Origin of the sequence: Microbacterium sp. NPDC090281 (assembly GCF_044769635.1) — a bacterium.
Classification (GTDB): Bacteria; Actinomycetota; Actinomycetes; order Actinomycetales; family Microbacteriaceae; genus Microbacterium.
Genome location: NZ_JBIVYH010000001.1, coordinates 1,540,928 through 1,555,779 on the forward strand (window position 1 = coordinate 1,540,928; position 14,852 = coordinate 1,555,779).

Genomic DNA, 14,852 nt, shown 5'->3' on the forward strand with positions numbered 1-14,852 from the left:
TCGGGAAGAAGCGGTTCGGGAGTCAGGAGGTCCACGCGAGGATGAGGATCATCGTCGCGAGGAAACCGGCGAAGTAGTTCAGGGCGATGAATCGTCGCCAGGCGCGGTTCGTGGATGCGGAGGTCTCATCCGTCACGTTCCACCAGGGGGCGGCGTTCACGAGGTACGGCAGTGCGAGGGCCGCGGCGAGCGGGCCCGGCCACGGAGTCAGGAGCATCGCCGCTCCCGCGACGGCCCACAGCGAGAGCGACAGACGCACGGTCGTCCGCGCTCCGATGACGGTTGCGATCGAGGAGATCCCGGCTTCGCGGTCGGGGCCGATGTCCTGCACGGCCCCGAAGGCATGAGCCGCCATGCCCCAGAGGAAGAAGGCGCCGAGTGTGAGGACCGTGCCGGTGGTGACCGGCGCTCCGACCAGGGCGAGTCCTACGATCGCGGGGCTCACGAAATGGGTGCTCGAGGTGACGGAGTCGAGGAAGGGGCGTTCCTTGAACCGCAGGACGGGAGCCGAGTACGCGATCACTGCGAAGACACTGACCGCAAGCCAGAACCAGGATGCCGGGTTGCCGACGATCACGAGATAGACGAGGAAGGGGATGTTCGTCGCCGCTGCCGCCCACAGGGTCGCCCGATGGATGCGGGGAGCCAGGAGCGCGCCCTCGAGACCGCCCTTGCGCGGGTTCGCCAGATCGGAGGCGTAGTCGAAGACGTCGTTGATCCCGTACATAGCGAGGTTGTAGGGGATGAGGAAGTACAGGGTGCCGATCACGAGCGTGATGTCGATCTCGCGTGTGCTGAGGAGGTAAGCGGCGGCGAACGGGAAGGCGGTGTTGATCCAGCTGATCGGTCTCGACGACAGCACGATCTGAGCGAGGTCACGCCCGAACGAGCGCGTCGGGGAGGAGGCGGCGCTCATCCGAGGTCCTCGTCGTCGGTGGATCGGCGATCCCGCGCTCGCCGGCGTGCGCGCATCGCCGTCCACACGGCGGGAAGCAGCAGCGCACCCGCGAGCGGATAGGCGAAGTCCTCGATCGGAGCCAGACCGATGTGCAGTCCGAGCAGCGGATCCTGCGCGTAGTGGAAGAGGCCGCTCGCGATCATCACGGTGTCGAATGCCGCGGTGAGCAGGAAGAGCGCGAGCGCGGTCAGCAGTACTGCGCCGGGACGTGGTCCCTGTCGGCGTGATGCGAGTGCGAACCCGATACCGCCCAGTACCGCGACGACGAGGAAACAGGCGGAGAGCTGGATGTACGTCACGGACGATCACCCCTCGCGCGGCGCTGCTCACGGAGCCGAGAGAGGATGCGCGCCGAGCCGGTGTAGATCACCATCGTGCACACCACGAGGAAGAGCAGGAACACCGGCTCCTCAAGCGGCAGCTCGGGCGCCAGCACGATTCCGGTCGCGATCGCGGCATCACCGCGGAGGAAGATGCCGTTGGCGATGCCCGCGATGTCCCACACGAGGAAGAAGGCGAGACCGACGGCCGTCACGACCAGGGCCGACATCGCGTCACGCCAGAAGAAGAGGCGGAAACGCCAGTCCAGCAGCAGCATGCAGCCCAGTGACAGCAGGAGGGCGATCAGGTACAGCGCGCCCATCACGACGTCTCCGTCCCGACAACCGACCGCCCGGGAACGGGAAGAGGGCCGGGGGAATGATCGCCGCGGATGCGCTTGAGGACGATCTCGGCGCTGATCAGACACATCGGAACCCCGACACCCGGCGCGGTCGTGGCGCCGGCGTAGAAGAGGCCTCGTACGCGCTTGGACGCGTTCTGCGCGCGGAACATGGCGCTCTGCGTGAGGATGTGTGCGGGCCCCAGCATTCCGCCCCGCCAGGAGCGGTAGTCGTCGCGGAAGTCCGCCGGGCCCTTCGTCTCTCGCACGACAATGCGTTCGCGGAGGTCGGGGACTCCAGCCCAGGTTGAGATCTGGTCGATGGCGGCGTCGGCCGCACGCTCGATCTCGGGTGACCCCGCGCCGTCGGATCCGCCGTGGCCGAGAGCGACATCAGCCGGTACAGGGACGAGTACGAAGAGGTTCTCGTGGTCGGCCGGCGCGACATCGGAATCCGTCGCGCTCGGCCTGCACACGTAGGTCGATGCCGGGGCCGGGACAGACGGTGACGGCCCGAAGATCGCATCGAAGTTCGCGTCCCAGTCATCGGTGAAGAACAGGGAATGGTGCGGGAGCTCGGGGAGCGCCCCACGAACCCCGAGCATCAGGAGCACACCGCCCGGGCCGCTGGTGCGCCGTGCCCACCAGGACTCCGGATAGGTCTGCAGAGATCGAGGAAGAAGCGCCGTCTCGGTGTGGTGCAGGTCTGCTGCCGAGACCACTATGTCTGCGCTCTCGACGTGCGAGGTGCCTGAGCCGTCGACCCAGCCCACACCCGTGACCCGCGTGTCGCCATCCGCGTCCTGGGTGCGGATCCCGGTCACGTCGGCGCCGGTCACGATCCGAGCGCCCGCATCGAGGGCGAGCGCCTCGATCCGCTCGACCACGCGCCAGAAGCCGCCCTGCGGATAGCTGACGCCCTGATCGAGATCGAGTGCGCTCATCAGGTGGTACATCGCCGGCGCGGTTCGCGGATCGGTGCCGAGGAACACCGCCGGATAGCCGAGGATCTGGCGCACGACCGGGTGCCGGAAGCGTCGTGCGGCGAAGGACTGAAGACGCGTGCCGAGCAGCGCGGCCAGACGCGGCAACGCCCGAAGAACCTCCGGGGCGAGGAGCGACCGCATCCGGGTGAACGGGTTGTAGAGGAAGTACTTCTGCGCCATCACGTCGGCGTGGTGGGCGGAGTCGAGGTACTTGTCGAGGGTTCGTGTGGAACCCGGCTCCAGGGACTCGAACAACTGGGTCACCCGATCCCGGCCGGCGGGAACGGTCACCGAATCGGCCGCGGCGTCTGCCGTCTTCGGTGCGCTGAACACGCGGTACCCCGGGTCGAGGCGCGTGAGGTCGATCTGCTCTTCGGTCGTGGTGCCCATCATCGCGAAGAAGTGGTCGAAGACCTCGGGCATCAGGTACCAGGAGGGGCCGGAGTCGAAGCGGAAACCGTCGCGTTCGATCGTTCCCGCCCGTCCGCCGACGCGGTCATTCTTCTCGAGGACGACGACCTCGTGTCCGTCCCGCGCGAGCAGACCCGCGGTCGCGAGACCGGCGACGCCGGCGCCGATGACCACAACCCGGCTCATCGGTCGCGTTCCATCGCCGTGACGACGAGTGCCCGAGCGGCGAGTGCGGCCTTGATCGGATCGGGGACGCGCACGCGTCGGTGGTAGAGAACGTCGGCGGGAGTCTTGGCCACGCGACGGGTGAGCGCGTCGAACAGCGACAGTGCGCTGCGCACAGCTGCACGTGAATCCTTCGGCAGCAGCGGGATAGCGGTGCGGGCCTCGGCCAGCTGCTGGAAGATGGTGTCGACCCAGGCATCGCGGTCGGCATCCGTCAGGCGGTCGGAGCCGCCGAGATAGCCGCGGTGCAGGCGGTCGGTGTCATCGGCGAGATCGCGGAGGAAGTTCACGTTCTGGAAGGCGGCTCCGAGCTGGCGTGCACCGCGTCGCATCGTCTCGACGTCGGCCGGCGTGCGTTCGGTTCCGCGCACGAACACCTGCAGGCACATGAGCCCGACGACTTCGGCAGAGCCGTAGACGTAGGTGGCGTGTGCGTCGGCGTCGTATGCGGCGAAGCCGGCATCGCCCGAGATGTCAGCGCGCATCGAATCGAAGAAGGGTCGGGTGAGGTCTTCGCCGATTCCGCATTGACGCGCGGTGCGGGCGAATGCGTGCAGGATCAGGTCGCTGCTGTATCCGCTGCGCATCGAGCGATGCGTCTCGGCGATGTATGAGTCGAGCGCTGCCGATTGGGCTGCGACGTCGAGGCCCGCCTCCGCGGCTACGCCGTCGACGATCTCATCAGCGATTCGCACCATCGCGTAGATGTTGCGGATGTGCTGTCGATGGCGCTTTCCGAGAAGGCGCGTGGCGAGCCCGAATGATGTCGAGTAGGTGCGGATGACGTCGGTCGTCGCGATTTCGGCTGTCCGGTTGAAGCGGCGGAGCGCCGTGTGGTCGGTGCGGTCGGACGAGTCCGCGCTCATCGGCTGCGGCCTTCGACGCGGGCGATGAGCGCATGGAGAGCGTGCCCGGCCGCTCCCGGGAGCATGCCCTCGGTCTCGGCCTCCTCGACAGCGGTGGTCGCTGCATCGAGATGCTCCTGCACGAGACCGCGAACGAAGCTCTCTGAGCCGCACTCGCGCAGTCGGTCCCGGGCGTGCGCACCATCGGTCGGGCCGAGATCGGAACGGCCGAAGTGCAGTTCGATGCTGTCCCAGTGGCTCGTCATGCGGGCATATGCGATGATCGCGGTCTCCTTGCCCTCGCGGAGATCGGAGAAGGCGTCCTTGCCGTGCTCGTCAGGGTCGCCGAACACCGAGAACAGGTCATCCTGCAGCTGATAGGCCAGGCCGAGGTGTCGGCCGATCGTGGCGAGCCGTTCCTCAGCCGCGGAAGATGAACCGGTGAGCACCGCTGCTGCACGCAGAGGGAGGACGAAGGAGTAGGTCGACGTCTTGTAGGCGCTCGTCGACAGGATCGTTCGCAGGTCAGGGGCGATGATGCCATCACTCAGCGCGACGTCGGCGTGCTCACCCGCCACGGTCTCGAAGATCGTCTGTTCCAGCAGGGCGAGCAGACGCTCGCGCGCCTCGGCCGCGATATCGGTGCGAGCGAATCCCAGCACGGCCGACGACAGCAGCAGATCTCCGAGGAGGATCGCACTCGAGCGAGCCCAGTGCAGAGCGGGCTCGCTCGGCTCCGCGGGGCGTCCTGCCACGAGTGCGCCGATCAGGTTCGGTCGTCGTCGTCTCGTCAGATCTCCGTCGATGACATCGTCGTGCAGCAGGAACGCGAAATGGAGAAGTTCGACATGGGCGGCCACATCGATCGCGCGGCGGGTCTCGTCTGCCGAGAGCGGCGCGGGCGCCAGCGCATTCACGAGATCCACGAGCAGCCGTGGACGGATGAGCTTGCCTCCGAGCGCATGCTCCGCGGCTGCCTGCCAGAGCTCTACGAACTCGCTCCCATACCGCTCTGCAGCGACGCTCCGTTCCGAGAAGCGGCGTCGAAGTGCCTCTTCGATCCGTGTTCCGAGCGCTTCCTCGGTCGTCGTGGCTTCCATCGCTCAGACCTCGCCGAGCTGTCGCAGCAGCGGAAGCTGCTCGACGAGCCAGGGGCTGAACGCGAACGGTGCGTGCGTGACGGCCTCGATAAGCCCGTCGACGTCGACCCACGTCCACTCGGACACCTCGTCGGAGTTGGCGGTGGGCTGACCGTCGATGATCGCGACATGCACCGGGCAGACTTCGTTCTCGACGATGCCGCTCGTATCCACGGCGCGATAGCGATACACGGGGAGAGCGAGGCGCAGGTCGGTGAGTCGGATGCCGAGCTCATCCAGACCACGGCGACGCACGGCATCGGCCATCTCTTCACCGGGTCGTGGGTGCCCGCAGAAGCTGTTCGTCCACACGCCTGGCCAGGTCTTCTTCGCCAGTGCGCGACGGGTCAGAAGAAGCCGGCCCTGAGAATCGAGGACATAGCAGGAGAAGGCCAGATGCAGGGGAGTCTCGCTCGTATGGACTTCGCTCTTCGGCAGTGTGCCGACGACAGTCCCGTCTTCGGCGAGGAGGGTCACGTCGTCCATGGGATCCCCTTGTCTCGAGCCTCTCAGAATTAGCTAACTTGGTGAGTAGTCAACTTAGCATGAAACTGTTGGTGTGTAACATGATCGCATGGACACGGAGCCCGGCACCACCCCGCGAGCGGGCGCGAAGGAATCGCCCCCCGCCGTGGAGGGGGGATCGAGTCGGACGGCTGACGCTCCGGACGGCCTTATCCACGCAGCCATCTACGATGTCGAAGCCAGCGATCCTCGGAGCACGCTGATCGATCGGACCGGGGTCCCGCCGGAGGAACTGCGACAGATCGCTCGGCTCATGGAGTCGCTCGCGGGCCTTCGCGAGGCGGAGCAGACTCTCTCACAGGCTTCCCGGCGATACATGCGCCTGAACGAGACCGACATGCGTGCGCTGCACTACCTGATCGTGTGCGCGAACCGCGACCTGGTGGCGACGCCTGGCGGGATCGCCCACCACCTCGGCGTCTCGACCGCCGCCACCACCAAGCTCCTCGACAGGCTGGAGCAGGGCGGGCACATCAAAAGGGCCCCGCATCCGACCGATCGCCGGGCGCTGCAGATAAGCATCAGTTCGGAAACCCGGCACGCGGCTATGGAGACCGTCGGTCGTCAGCAGGCCAAACGCTTCTATGCCGCCGCGCGGCTTACGCCAACCGAACGGGATGTCGTTATCCGATTCCTCACGGATATGACGGAGGAGATCACCCTGCGCGACGAACCGTGGCTGCAGGAGAGCACGGAATAGTCTTCAACCGGAGCAGGCTCAGGTTGAGATCAATGTGCTGCGCTGTATGCCTCCAGGATTGACGCAGGAATGCGGCCACGCTCGGAGAGGGTGTGACCGTTCTCGTTGGCCCACGCGCGGATGGCAGCGACTTCGGGGTTTCGTGCTTGACGCTTGCGCGGCGCCGATGTGCGCGACGTGCTGGAGGAGCCAGCCCGTCGCCCCCCGGAGATATAGGGCTCGAGCGCCTTGCGCAATTCGTCGGCGTGCGCCGAATTCAGATCGATCTCATAGGCGGCGCCATTGAGCGAGAAATGCACTGTCTCGCCCTCGCCGATTTCCAGGATGCTGCCGTCGATGTCGTCGACCAGCTGATGCACAATTCGTCTCGCCATGGATGCGACTTTACTCCCCGATGTGAAATGCGACAAGGCGAGAATGACGCGATGTAACAATTCAATCCAGAGGATTCAGGGGAGAACCCCCGCGCGACGTGCCCTGGCGACGGCGGCGTGGCGGGTGGAGGCATCCAATTTCGACATGGCCGTGCCCAGATATGCCTTGACCGTGCCTTCGCGCAGGCCGAGCTGTGTCGCGATCTGCGCGTTGGTCGAGCCCAGCGCAGCGCAGGCGAGCACGTCGGTCTCGCGAGGGGAGAGGCGGATGGTCGGAACCGGGCCCGTCGTGGGCGGGGTCGCCTCGCCGGCGAGCACCATGAGCCGTCTTTCGACCTGGGCGATCCGAGCGCGGATATCGACGTCATCCACGGAGGCCGCGATGCTGCGCAGCTCTGCGAAGCTCTCCCGCAGCTCTTCGCGCTGCGCGGGTGCGACGACGTCACCGCCGGGCGGGGTGGCATGCAGGCGTCGCTGCACTTCGTCGCGGATGCGAAGTTCGTCGGCGACCGACTGCGCCACCTGCATGGCAGGCGCTGTGGTCACGCCGCCGACCTGCTCTTCTTCCCACCCGCCTGCGTAGAGGACTCCACGGGAGCGCCCCTGGACGATGATCGGAAGTGCGAGAAGTGTGCGCAACCCTTCGCCGAGGACGAACACGTCATAGTCGTGCGTGATCTGCTGGGATGAGCCGTAGTCGCTCGTCATCCGGGGCCGGAGCTCCATCATCGCCCGTCCGCCGAGTCCGCGTTCCGGCCGTACACGCAGCCCGTCCAACGATCGGGTTCGTGCGCCGACGATGCTGGTGACGCTCACGACCCCTTCTTCGATGAGACCGCCGAAGGCGACGGGGAAACGTGTACGCCTGGCGAGCTCGCGCACGGCATTGGCGACGAGGTCCGCCTCGGATTCGCGGGTGACGGGTGAGCTCACGACTACCTACTTCCGGGGCGACGACGCAGTTCCCCGTTTCGTAGCGTCGACGATATCACTCGCGCGGTCCCGCCGTGCGTGGACCCGGCGGCCTACTCGCCGGGCCCACGCCGTCGGGCCGCTCAGCCCGCCTCGAGGTCGAGGAGGAACTGCTTGCGCTCGGGGTGTGCGCCGTATTGCCCTGCGCTGCCGTCCGATCGCACGACACGATGTACCGGGACGATGATCGAGAACGGGGTGATGCGGCATGCGGTTCCGACGGCGCGCGCCGCGCCGGGGTGGCCGGCGAGGATCGCGACCTCCCCGTAGCTCATCGTCTCTCCCCATTCGATGCCGCAGATCGTCTGAAGCGCGTTCAGGGCGAATCCGTCGACGAGCTGCCAGTCGAGTCGCAGATGTTCCTCGAAATGCACCTGCCCGCCGTCGAAGTATTCGGCGAGAAGGTGGGCCAGTTCGTCTGCGGCTCCGGGATCGGGCTCCGGTACCGCCCGGAGCTGCCGCGACACACCTTCGAGCAGCCATGGCACGCGAGGGTCTTCGGATTCGGACAGGTCGAAGCGCACGATGCCCTCGTCGGAGAACACCGCGAGTGCATCGCCGAACGGGGTCGGAGCGAAGTCGTAGCGGAAGGTCATGCCACCATCCTGACCCGTACTGGTCGACGTCAGAGCTCGTGCTGACCGCGGCGGGTGGAGAACGCGAGTGGGCGGGGCGCAGGGCAGGAAGAGTGCAGATCACCCCTCGGAGGGCGGAAATTCGGCGGAAACCCGCCCGGGATACTCCGTCTCGCCCTGTCGCGCGCCTAGGGTGTCTATGTGTGGCGACGTGAAGACAAGTCTGCGGATGACACAGCGGTGGATGCTGCTGTGTCGATCAGCGATCTGCACGGGACCACGACCGGCATCGATATAGCGCACGCCGCCGAAGCGGAACGTACGCGGCTGAGGGCAGAGGCAGCGGACCTCGGTGGCCCCTCTCCGCTGGTCAGCTTCCGCGACAGCCCGGAGTCGGGAATCGACATCTCCAAGGCGCACCCCGGCAGCCTCCCGCAGTTCATCACAGGGAAGTCGACGCTTCTGTCGAACCTCTACCGCGACGAAGTGGGGCTGCGTACGGCGCGACTCGCAGCGGAGCGGATCACCGCGAAGAACACCGAACTGCGCACCGTCCGTGGCATCGAGGCAGTGCATCTCGCCGTCGGCGTCGCGCGATGGCGCATCGGGGGAGCGGGGTTCTCCGCGCCGGTGCTGCTGCGCCCGCTCGCGATCCGACGCCATCACTCTGATTTCGAGCTCAAGCTCCAGGGCACCTTCGAGGTCAACCCTGAACTCGTGCGGATCGCGCGCGACCACTTCGGGCTCACGATCGATGCGGCAGCCCTTGCGGCCCTCGCCTACGACGGCGGCATCTTCAAGCCGCAACCCGTGATCGACAGCCTGCGCGGGATGACGCGCTCGATCGACACGTTCTCGGTGGAGCCGCGCCTGGTCGTGTCGACCTTCGCCGATGTGTCGGGCGTCATGTCGCGCGATGGCGGGAGCCTCGATCACCCGGTCCTGAACGCGCTCGGCGGTCATGTGGGCGACCGCGAGCGGGTGACCGCGCCGCGTGCCACGCCGCATCACACCGGTCCCGACGATCGAGCCCCGGCCTCCGACAATCTCCTTCTCGATGCGGATGCCGAGCAGGAGGCCGTGCTGGCCCGCATCTCCGCCGGCCATTCACTGACCGTCGCGACTCTTCCCGGTACCGGTGGAACACAGACCGTCATCAATGCGCTCGGCGAGCTGGTGCGCGGGGGCAAGCGCGTCCTGGTGGTTTCGGCACGTCGTTCCACGTTGGACGGGGTGCGCCATCGTCTTGCCGGGATCGGGCTCGACAGCCTCGCGATCTCTCCCGCGACCGTGCGCCGGGATCTGGTCAGGGCGATCGGTCGCAACGAGAAGGCCACCGCTCCCAAGGTCGGCGAGGTCGACGACGCTCTCGTGCGACTGCGAACGGTGCTCCGAGACTACCGACAGGCTCTCACGGCCCCCGTCGCCGGTATGGATGCCTCGGTTCTCGAAGCGACGCGACAGCTCACCAGGCTCGCCTCCCTCCCGGTTCCCCCGTCTACGACGGCACGACTCGGCGTCGATGCGCTCCGCCGCCTCGCTGTCGACCGTACTGAGGCCGCGGAAGCGCTCGCGCAGGCGGCCCGTCTCGGTGAGTTCCGCTTCGGTCCCGATGACTCGCCCTGGTACGGGGTGACCTTCTCCAGCACCGAGGCGGCACGCGCGGCCCATGAACTGGCCGGTCGACTGCATTCGAACAGCGTGCCCGCCCTCCTGGAACGCGGCTACGAGCTCATCGCGCAGACCCACATGCGGCCGTTCGCGACCATCGACGAGCTCGGTGAGTACCTGCGGCTGCTACAGGGGATCCGCGACTCGCTCGATCGGTTCAGTCCCACGGTCTTCGAGCGTCCGCTCGGCGAGCTCATCCAAGCGCACGGTTCGCGCCGAGATGCGCCGGGTCTTTCGGGAGCGAACAGGCGGCGCCTGCGGCGTCTCGCGAAGGAGTACGTCCGCCCCGGCGTGCACGTCACCGAGATGCACGAGGCGCTGCTGCGGATCCAGACTCAGCGCACACAGTGGCAGCGCTGCGTCGAGGCCGGCGTCGCACCCGAGATTCCGCTTGGTCTGGCGGATGTCTACGTGGCCTGGCAGCGGGTCGAGGCTGAGCTCGCCGAACTCGATGTGGCTCTCGGACGCCGTGAACCGCTGGCCTCTCTGCCGGTGGCGCGACTCGTGCGCACACTCGCAGGTCTCGCCGCCAAGTCGGACGTCTTCGAGAACCTCGTCGAACGCGCGCAGCTGCGCGACCGGCTCGCACTCCTCGGACTGGAGCCTCTTCTCACCGAGCTTTCGGTGCGCCATGTCTCGGAGTCGCAGGTTGGCGAGGAGCTCGAGTTCGCCTGGTGGCAGTCGCTCCTCGAACGCGCGCTGCAGGACAACCGCGCTCTTCTGGGCGCGAACACCGCCGTCGTCGACCGCCTCGAGCGGGACTTCCGGCTGGTCGATGAGGCGCATGCCGCGATGGCCGGCCCGCTGCTCGCGTGGCAACTGGCCAACCAGTGGCGGATCGCGATCGTGGACGAGCCTCAGCAGTCGCAGCACCTCCGCCGCGCGCTGACCCAGCCCACCACCACGACGGCGCAGGTCGTCAGCTCCGCTCCCACGCTCGTCGACGTGCTCGCGCCCGTCTGGATCTCCTCGCCGTACCTGGTGCCGGAGATCCCCGACTCCGTGGAATTCGACACCGTACTCCTGGTCGACGCCGCGGCGATCAACCTCGCGGAGGCTGCGCCTGCGATCCGGCGGGCACGCCAGATCGTGGCTTTCGGCGACCCCGTGACCCAGCGCCCGACTCCTTTCCGCATCGCGGTGGACCCTGCGGAGTCGTGGGAGGCCGAGGTACCGTTCGACGACGTCTCGGCCTTCGAGCGGCTGTCCGAACTCCTGCCGGTGATGACCCTCACGCGCAGCTACCGCGCGGGTGGAGAAGACCTGGCCGAGCTCATCAACGACGCGTTCTACGGCGGCGAGATCGTCTCGCTTCCCTGGGCGGGCTCGTACCTCGGTCGTGGCAGCCTCACCGTCGACTACGTCGAGGGTGGAACCGGCGCACCCGACCCGATCTCGGGCGCAGTCGAGAGCCCGGATGCCGAGGTCGCAAGGGTCGTGACCCTTGTGGTCGAGCATGCGGTGCACCGCCCGGCGGAGTCGCTCATGGTCGTGACCGCGAGCGCCCGGCATGCCGAACGCGTGCGCGCCGCCGTCACCTCGGCGTTCGCCGGACGCTCCGACGTGGCGGACTTCGTCGGCCGCGATACGGTCGAGCCTTTCGCGGTGCTGACACTCGAGGAGTCGGTCGCCGAGAGTCGTGACCGTGTCATCTTCTCGCTCGGCTTCGGCCTCACCAAGCACGGCCGTGTCTTGAGCGACTTCGGCGACCTCTCCACCCCGGACGGAGAGCGACTGCTCACAGTGGGCATGACGAGGGCCCGTCGGTCGATGGTCATCGTCTCGTCGATCCGCCCGTCGTCGTTCGATGAAGGGCGTCTCGAGCACGGCGCCGCCACGATGATGTCGATCCTCGGCGGCCTCGCCACGCGTAGCAGGGACGCACGCCTCGAGGATCTTGCCGACCCCCTGACTCTCGCTCTGGCGCGCGAACTGCGCCGCCTTGGAGCATCCGTCGATGTCGACTATCGCGGGCTGCTGCCGCTGGTCGCGCAACACGGTGGGAAAGCGGTCGTTATCGAGTCCGACCCTGAGTCCTCGCGGGGTGAGTCGTTGCGAGAGACGCTGCGCCTGCGGCCGCACGTGCTCCGTCGCCTCGGCTGGCACTACGTGCGCGTGCACGCGTTCGATCTCTACAGCGACCCGGTGACGGCAGCGACGCGCATCGCTGCTGTGCTCGGCATCTCCGATTCAGCCCCTCGTGCTGAGAACGACACCCAGCCGATCGACATCGCCGACACCCAGAATGACTGACGAGTCCGACTCCTCGGTGCCGCGTCAACGAGTGGTGCGGGTCGCCGGCTCTCGGCGGGCGCGCCTGACGCCCGCTCCGGGGAGCGACCCGGAGCCGGAATCCGGTCCGGCTGATGCGTCGCCGCCGCCCGCCCGCCCGAAGGGCGCCAGGGGACCGAACGACGCCCAGCTCATCCAGGACGTGCCGCCGCACTACTGATCACCGCCCGGCACTGATCCCGGTCAACGAGAAACGCACGGCCCTCCGAGGAGGAAGCCGTGCGTCTCGTGGTGCGAGTGGAAAACGATCAGGCCCCGCGCTGCGCCTTCAGCAGGTCGCGGATCTCCGCGAGGAGCTCGGACTCGGTGGCGGCCGCAGCCTCTTCGGCGACCGGGTTCTTCGCGGCGCGACGTGCCTTGTAGTGGTTCATCGGCATGACGAATGCGAAGTACACGACGACGGCGACGGCGAGGAAGCTGATGATCGCGGTGATCAGGTCGCCGAGCGGGAAGGTGACTTCCTGGCCGTAGATCCCGGTGATGGTCGGGCCGAATTTGCCAGCCTTGTCTGCCTCGAAGAAGAGCGCCACCAATGGATTGATGATGCTGGCGACGACCGCGTTCACGATCGCGGTGAATGCGCCGCCGATGACGACAGCGACTGCCAGGTCGATGACATTGCCTTTAAGGATGAATTCCTTGAATCCCTGGATCACGGGAACCCCCAAGTTGTGTGTTCGGCCTCAAGAAGAGGCCGGAGTCGACGCAGCCGCCGGTTTGGCGCTTGTCGTCGATTCCGTCTTCGATGATGCCGAAGCATCCTTCGATCCTCCGGATTTGGCGCGCGAGTCCGTGCGATAGAAGCCGGAACCGTTGAAGGTGACGCCGATCGAGCCGTACTGCTTGCGCAGGGTGCCACCGCACTCGGGGCACACCGAGAGAGCGTCGTCGGCGAAGCTCTGCACGGCGTCGAACTTGTGTCCGCACGACGTGCAGGCATAGGCGTAGGTGGGCATGGGGGTCCTTGCGGTCAGCGTCGCTGCGGCGACAGGGTGAGGGTCTGCGACGGGGTGACGACGCCGTTCACCGGCTGGTCGTGCACCTCTCGCGGAAGTTCATCGAGTATTTCGGAATCATAGATGACGGCGTAGACAGGCGGGCATTTCTCCATCGAGCCGATCGTCTTGTCGAAGTAGCCGCGCCCCCAGCCCATGCGCATCCCGCTGCGATCGACAGCGGCAGCCGGGATGATCATCAGGTCGACGTCGTTGACAGCGATCGGGCCGAGAACCTCACCCGTCGGCTCCGGAAGGCCGAACAGTCCTTCGGCGACCTCGTCGTCATCTGTCGCGACGGCCCAGTCCAACAGGCCGTCGGCGCGAGTGACCGGAAGGAGGACACGGATGCCGCGGCGCACAGCCCTCGTCACGAAGTCGCGTGTGCCAGGCTCCGTGGTGGTGGAGAGGAAACACGACACGGAGCGTGCGCCGAGTTCGTCGACCAGGGCGTCGAGGCGCGCGCCGATCGCAGTGGCTGCAGTCTCGCGCTGCGTGTCCGAGAGGAGCTGGCGTCGTTCGCGGAGTTCGGCGCGGAGTGCGCGCTTCGCGTGTTCGACGTCGTTCGACATGGCTCCGAGTCTACGTCGATGCTCACCGCTAGGCTGAGAGGATGGCTCACCACACGATCAAAGCCGTCATTCCTGCCGCAGGCCTGGGGACGCGATTCCTGCCGGCGACGAAGGCGATGCCGAAAGAGATGCTGCCCGTAGTCGACAAGCCGGCGATCCAGTACGTCGTCGAGGAGGCCGCGAACGCCGGCATCGATGACATCCTCGTCATCATCGGCCGCAACAAGAACGCCATCTCCAACCACTTCGACTCCGTGCCGGAGCTCGAGGTGCGGCTCATGGAGAAGGGCGACACCGGTCGCCTCGAACGCGTGATGAAGTCCAGCGATCTCGCCGATATCCACTTCGTTCGCCAGGGCGAGCCGAAGGGGCTCGGGCACGCCGTCCTGCGTGCACGCACCCACGTCGGCGACAACTCCTTCGCGGTGCTCCTCGGTGATGACCTCATCGATGAGCGCGACCCGCTTCTCACCGAGATGATCGCCGAGCACGAGCGCACCGGCGCTGCTGTCATCGCGTTGATGGAGGTCGACCCGGCGAGCATCCACTTGTATGGTGCGGCGGCAGTCGAGCCGCTCGAGGGATCCGACGCCGTCCGGGTGACCGGGTTGGTCGAGAAGCCCGCGCAGGAGGACGCCCCCTCCAACCTCGCCATCATCGGTCGATACGTGCTCCCGGCCTCTGTGTTCGGGGTGCTCGAGCACACCGAACCCGGCAAGGGCGGCGAGATCCAGCTCACTGATGCGCTGCAGGAACTCGCGACCGATCCTGACGGCCCCGGTGTCGTCGGAGTGATCTTCGGCGGACGTCGCTATGACACGGGCGATCGAGTCGACTACATCAAGGCGATCGTGCAGCTGGCAGCGGACCGGGACGACCTCGGCCCCGAGCTGCGCCCCTGGCTCAAGGATTTCGCGGAACGCCTCTAGGCGACTCTGCGGGCGTCGGTGC

Annotated in this window: 17 protein-coding genes; 4 read left to right on the forward strand and 13 right to left on the reverse strand. The window is 67.0% G+C overall.

Annotated features, from left to right (window positions below; all coding sequences use genetic code 11):
- Window positions 1–22: 22 nt before the first annotated feature.
- The 7 genes from ACIQTX_RS07475 to idi are packed head-to-tail and all read right to left on the reverse strand — an operon-like array spanning window position 23 to window position 5,711.
- Window positions 23–916 carry a prenyltransferase gene (locus ACIQTX_RS07475; protein ID WP_402970726.1) on the reverse strand — a complete coding sequence of 298 codons (894 nt, stop codon included), beginning with the start codon at window positions 914–916 and terminating at the stop codon, window positions 23–25.
- On the reverse strand, window positions 913–1,257 hold the full coding sequence (locus tag ACIQTX_RS07480; RefSeq protein WP_402970729.1) for a lycopene cyclase domain-containing protein: 345 nt from the start codon (window positions 1,255–1,257) through the stop codon (window positions 913–915). Before ACIQTX_RS07480 ends, ACIQTX_RS07475 begins: the two co-directional genes overlap by 4 nt.
- Window positions 1,254–1,601, reverse strand: coding sequence for a lycopene cyclase domain-containing protein (locus tag ACIQTX_RS07485; RefSeq protein WP_402970732.1), 348 nt, complete (start codon window positions 1,599–1,601; stop codon window positions 1,254–1,256). The genes ACIQTX_RS07480 and ACIQTX_RS07485 overlap by 4 nt, the downstream gene beginning before the upstream one ends.
- Complete coding sequence (gene crtI / locus ACIQTX_RS07490; RefSeq protein WP_402970735.1) at window positions 1,601–3,202, reverse strand: phytoene desaturase family protein; 1,602 nt, start codon at window positions 3,200–3,202, stop codon at window positions 1,601–1,603. Before crtI ends, ACIQTX_RS07485 begins: the two co-directional genes overlap by 1 nt.
- Window positions 3,199–4,107, reverse strand: a complete 909-nt coding sequence (locus ACIQTX_RS07495) for a phytoene/squalene synthase family protein (RefSeq protein WP_402970738.1) — start codon at window positions 4,105–4,107, stop codon at window positions 3,199–3,201. Before ACIQTX_RS07495 ends, crtI begins: the two co-directional genes overlap by 4 nt.
- Window positions 4,104–5,186 carry a polyprenyl synthetase family protein gene (locus ACIQTX_RS07500; RefSeq protein ID WP_402970741.1) on the reverse strand — a complete coding sequence of 361 codons (1,083 nt, stop codon included), beginning with the start codon at window positions 5,184–5,186 and terminating at the stop codon, window positions 4,104–4,106. Before ACIQTX_RS07500 ends, ACIQTX_RS07495 begins: the two co-directional genes overlap by 4 nt.
- A 3-nt stretch (window positions 5,187–5,189) precedes the next feature.
- Window positions 5,190–5,711, reverse strand: a complete 522-nt coding sequence (gene idi, locus ACIQTX_RS07505) for an isopentenyl-diphosphate Delta-isomerase (protein ID WP_402970744.1) — start codon at window positions 5,709–5,711, stop codon at window positions 5,190–5,192.
- An 88-nt stretch (window positions 5,712–5,799) separates the two neighbouring features.
- Here idi and ACIQTX_RS07510 point away from each other — a divergent pair, with 88 nt between their 5' ends.
- Window positions 5,800–6,450 carry a MarR family winged helix-turn-helix transcriptional regulator gene (locus ACIQTX_RS07510; RefSeq protein ID WP_402970746.1) on the forward strand — a complete coding sequence of 217 codons (651 nt, stop codon included), beginning with the start codon at window positions 5,800–5,802 and terminating at the stop codon, window positions 6,448–6,450.
- A 29-nt stretch (window positions 6,451–6,479) separates the two neighbouring features.
- Here ACIQTX_RS07510 and ACIQTX_RS07515 read toward each other — a convergent pair whose 3' ends face one another.
- The 3 genes from ACIQTX_RS07515 to ACIQTX_RS07525 form a co-directional block, all read right to left on the reverse strand.
- Entirely contained in the window at window positions 6,480–6,824 is a 345-nt protein-coding gene (locus ACIQTX_RS07515; RefSeq protein WP_402970749.1) for an Lsr2 family protein, read from the reverse strand.
- 75 nt (window positions 6,825–6,899) lie between these two features.
- Window positions 6,900–7,757 carry a LuxR C-terminal-related transcriptional regulator gene (locus ACIQTX_RS07520; protein WP_105527030.1) on the reverse strand — a complete coding sequence of 286 codons (858 nt, stop codon included), beginning with the start codon at window positions 7,755–7,757 and terminating at the stop codon, window positions 6,900–6,902.
- Between the two features lie 122 nt (window positions 7,758–7,879).
- Entirely contained in the window at window positions 7,880–8,392 is a 513-nt protein-coding gene (locus tag ACIQTX_RS07525) for a methylated-DNA--[protein]-cysteine S-methyltransferase (RefSeq protein WP_402970752.1), read from the reverse strand.
- Window positions 8,393–8,572: 180 nt separating this feature from the next.
- Here ACIQTX_RS07525 and ACIQTX_RS07530 point away from each other — a divergent pair, with 180 nt between their 5' ends.
- The gene (locus ACIQTX_RS07530) at window positions 8,573–12,295 is read left to right on the forward strand and encodes an AAA family ATPase (protein WP_402970755.1); all 3,723 of its coding nucleotides are present in this window, start codon (window positions 8,573–8,575) and stop codon (window positions 12,293–12,295) included.
- Window positions 12,288–12,494 (forward strand): hypothetical protein, encoded by a 207-nt coding sequence (locus tag ACIQTX_RS07535; protein WP_402970758.1) that lies wholly within the window; start codon window positions 12,288–12,290, stop codon window positions 12,492–12,494. Before ACIQTX_RS07530 ends, ACIQTX_RS07535 begins: the two co-directional genes overlap by 8 nt.
- 88 nt (window positions 12,495–12,582) lie before the next feature.
- On the opposite strand, the gene mscL is transcribed toward ACIQTX_RS07535, so the two are convergent.
- From mscL to ACIQTX_RS07550, 3 genes are read right to left on the reverse strand one after another with little or no spacing between them, the layout of a single operon-like run.
- On the reverse strand, window positions 12,583–12,990 hold the full coding sequence (mscL, locus tag ACIQTX_RS07540; RefSeq protein WP_402970761.1) for a large conductance mechanosensitive channel protein MscL: 408 nt from the start codon (window positions 12,988–12,990) through the stop codon (window positions 12,583–12,585).
- Between the two features lie 27 nt (window positions 12,991–13,017).
- The gene (locus ACIQTX_RS07545) at window positions 13,018–13,290 is read right to left on the reverse strand and encodes an FmdB family zinc ribbon protein (protein WP_028503293.1); all 273 of its coding nucleotides are present in this window, start codon (window positions 13,288–13,290) and stop codon (window positions 13,018–13,020) included.
- A gap of 14 nt (window positions 13,291–13,304) precedes the next feature.
- Window positions 13,305–13,901 (reverse strand): 5-formyltetrahydrofolate cyclo-ligase, encoded by a 597-nt coding sequence (locus tag ACIQTX_RS07550; RefSeq protein WP_402970764.1) that lies wholly within the window; start codon window positions 13,899–13,901, stop codon window positions 13,305–13,307.
- Between the two features lie 41 nt (window positions 13,902–13,942).
- Between ACIQTX_RS07550 and galU the strand changes: the two genes are divergently transcribed.
- The gene (gene galU / locus ACIQTX_RS07555; protein WP_028503291.1) at window positions 13,943–14,830 is read left to right on the forward strand and encodes a UTP--glucose-1-phosphate uridylyltransferase GalU; all 888 of its coding nucleotides are present in this window, start codon (window positions 13,943–13,945) and stop codon (window positions 14,828–14,830) included.
- The last annotated feature ends 22 nt before the right edge of the window (window positions 14,831–14,852 follow it).

What these genes read in the sequence shown, in the direction of transcription:
- ACIQTX_RS07515 (WP_402970749.1), bottom strand. Translation starts at nt 6,824, where the DNA reads ATGGCGAGACGAATTGTGCATCAGCTGGTCGACGACATCGACGGCAGC.
- ACIQTX_RS07535 (WP_402970758.1), top strand. Translation starts at nt 12,288, where the DNA reads ATGACTGACGAGTCCGACTCCTCGGTGCCGCGTCAACGAGTGGTGCGG.
- ACIQTX_RS07500 (WP_402970741.1), bottom strand. Translation starts at nt 5,186, where the DNA reads ATGGAAGCCACGACGACCGAGGAAGCGCTCGGAACACGGATCGAAGAG.
- idi (WP_402970744.1), bottom strand. Translation starts at nt 5,711, where the DNA reads ATGGACGACGTGACCCTCCTCGCCGAAGACGGGACTGTCGTCGGCACA.
- crtI (WP_402970735.1), bottom strand. Translation starts at nt 3,202, where the DNA reads ATGAGCCGGGTTGTGGTCATCGGCGCCGGCGTCGCCGGTCTCGCGACC.
- ACIQTX_RS07475 (WP_402970726.1), bottom strand. Translation starts at nt 916, where the DNA reads ATGAGCGCCGCCTCCTCCCCGACGCGCTCGTTCGGGCGTGACCTCGCT.
- ACIQTX_RS07525 (WP_402970752.1), bottom strand. Translation starts at nt 8,392, where the DNA reads ATGACCTTCCGCTACGACTTCGCTCCGACCCCGTTCGGCGATGCACTC.
- ACIQTX_RS07545 (WP_028503293.1), bottom strand. Translation starts at nt 13,290, where the DNA reads ATGCCCACCTACGCCTATGCCTGCACGTCGTGCGGACACAAGTTCGAC.
- galU (WP_028503291.1), top strand. Translation starts at nt 13,943, where the DNA reads ATGGCTCACCACACGATCAAAGCCGTCATTCCTGCCGCAGGCCTGGGG.
- ACIQTX_RS07510 (WP_402970746.1), top strand. Translation starts at nt 5,800, where the DNA reads ATGGACACGGAGCCCGGCACCACCCCGCGAGCGGGCGCGAAGGAATCG.
- ACIQTX_RS07495 (WP_402970738.1), bottom strand. Translation starts at nt 4,107, where the DNA reads ATGAGCGCGGACTCGTCCGACCGCACCGACCACACGGCGCTCCGCCGC.
- ACIQTX_RS07485 (WP_402970732.1), bottom strand. Translation starts at nt 1,601, where the DNA reads ATGGGCGCGCTGTACCTGATCGCCCTCCTGCTGTCACTGGGCTGCATG.
- ACIQTX_RS07550 (WP_402970764.1), bottom strand. Translation starts at nt 13,901, where the DNA reads ATGTCGAACGACGTCGAACACGCGAAGCGCGCACTCCGCGCCGAACTC.